This window comes from Mesorhizobium sp. B1-1-5, assembly GCF_006443065.1.
Taxonomy (GTDB): Bacteria; Pseudomonadota; Alphaproteobacteria; order Rhizobiales; family Rhizobiaceae; genus Mesorhizobium.
Map to the genome: position 1 here is coordinate 1 of NZ_VFWS01000278.1, position 1851 is coordinate 1851.

Here is a 1851-nt window from a genome sequence, read left to right on the forward strand (position 1 = left end):
CCGGCGGCGCCGACCTGCTTTGCCTCGGCGATCTGGGCGTCGGCAATTCCACCGTCGCCGCGGCCCTGTTCGCGGCCGTGTTGGGCGGCAAGGGCGCCGATTGGGTCGGCCCGGGTTCTGGCGCCGATGCGGCGATGCAGGCGCGCAAGGCGGAGATGGTCGATGCGGCGCTGGCTTTCCACGCCGGCCATCTCGATGAACCGTTGGAGGTGCTGCGCCGGCTCGGTGGCCGTGAGTTCGCGGCGATAGCCGGCGCCATCCTTGCGGCACGGATGCAAAAGATCCCCGTGCTGCTCGACGGAGTTGCGGCAACGGCAGCCGCAGCGGTCCTGCATGCCGCCAATCCTGCCGCGCTGGATCATTGCCTTCTCGCCGGCCTGTCGCCGGAGCCCGCGCATGCGCAGGCCGCCGAGCGCCTTGGCCTTCGCCCCTTGCTTGACCTCGGCGTCGGCCACGGCGAGGGAGTAGGCGCGGCACTTGCCGCCGGCCTAATCAAGGCAGCGGCACGGACCAGTTCGGGCATGGCCGCGGCCGTTCGCGGCTAGGCCGAGTATTCGTCGCTCATTCCACGCATGAGGCGCGTCAACGCCGACGCGCCGCGACCGCCGCGGTCGGCAGGGCCGGGAGTTCCTCCATTACCCGGCTCAGCGGGAAGATGGCAATCGCCTCTGTGCCTTCGCGCAGCTTGGAATGAAGTTGGAATTCGCCGCCATGCATGGCGAGCAGGCCCTGCACGATCGGCAGACCAAGTCCGGTGCCCTGTTCGGCGCTCTTGATGGCGATCGAACCCTGGCCGAAGGCCGAAAGCACTACCGGGATCTCGTCTTCCGGTATGCCGGGGCCGTTGTCCCTGACCGAGATGTATTGTCCGCCGCCGGCCGTCCAGCCGACGCGCACGCGGATTTCGCCGCCGGTAGCGGTGAACTTCATCGCGATGGACAAGAGGTTGAGGGTGATCTGGCGCACCGCGCGCTCGTCGGCGAACAGGCGCGGCAAGGCATGTTCGAAATCCTGAATGACGCGGATATCCTTGTTGCGCGCCTTCAACTCCATCATGTGGCAGCAATCCTCGACAATGCCGAGCAGCATCACCGGCTCTTCATTGAGCTGGTAGCGGCCGGCCTCGATGCGGGACAGGTCGAGGATCTCGTTGATGAGGTAGAGAAGATGCTGGCCGGATTCGTGCACGTCGTGGGCATAGTCGCGATACGTGGGATTGCTCATCGGCCCCAGCACTTCGTTCGACATCACTTCGGAAAAACCGAGAATAGCGTTGAGCGGCGTGCGCAATTCATGGCTCATCGAGGCAAGAAAGCGCGATTTCGCCAGATTGGCATCCTCCGCGCGCCGCCGCGCCTCGTCCGACATCGATTTCGCGGTCTCGACTTCGGCGATCAGCGCGTCCTTTTCGGAGCGGAACGACAAAAGCATCAGGGAGGAGCGGTTGAGGTTCCGCGCGACATAGGCAAAGAAAGGCAGCGAAAGGACGAGCAGTACGGCCATGATCGCCCCGACCGGCATCCGCAGCCTTATTTCGGCGTAGGCGTAAAGCGTCACCGGAACAGCGAAAGTCGCCAGCAACGCCCCGCGCAGGGATGAGGCCATGATAGCGGTTCCGGCCATGGCAAGCAGCAGCACCACGGCCTTGACCACCTGAAACTGGTCGACCGCGCAGGCACCGCAGCCGAGCCAGACGAACCAGCCCCAGCCGAGGCCGCACAAGAAATGTGCGAACAGGAATTCTCTCTGGGTTTGCAACGGGTTGAGATCGGACGCTTCCATGCGTTCGACGCGGCGCGCCATGAAAGCCAACGTCGTGTAGCAGGTCAGGGTGAACAGCGCCCAGAGAAT

Annotated in this window: 2 protein-coding genes; one reads left to right on the forward strand and one right to left on the reverse strand. The window is 64.8% G+C overall.

What is annotated here, in order from left to right:
• Positions 1-545, forward strand: a 545-nt coding sequence (locus FJ980_RS30380) for a nicotinate-nucleotide--dimethylbenzimidazole phosphoribosyltransferase (protein ID WP_181181357.1), incomplete at its 5' end; no start/stop codon positions are given.
• 37 nt (positions 546-582) lie between these two features.
• Here FJ980_RS30380 and FJ980_RS30385 read toward each other — a convergent pair.
• Positions 583-1851, reverse strand: a 1269-nt coding sequence (locus FJ980_RS30385; RefSeq protein WP_140547285.1) for a HAMP domain-containing sensor histidine kinase, incomplete at its 5' end; no start/stop codon positions are given.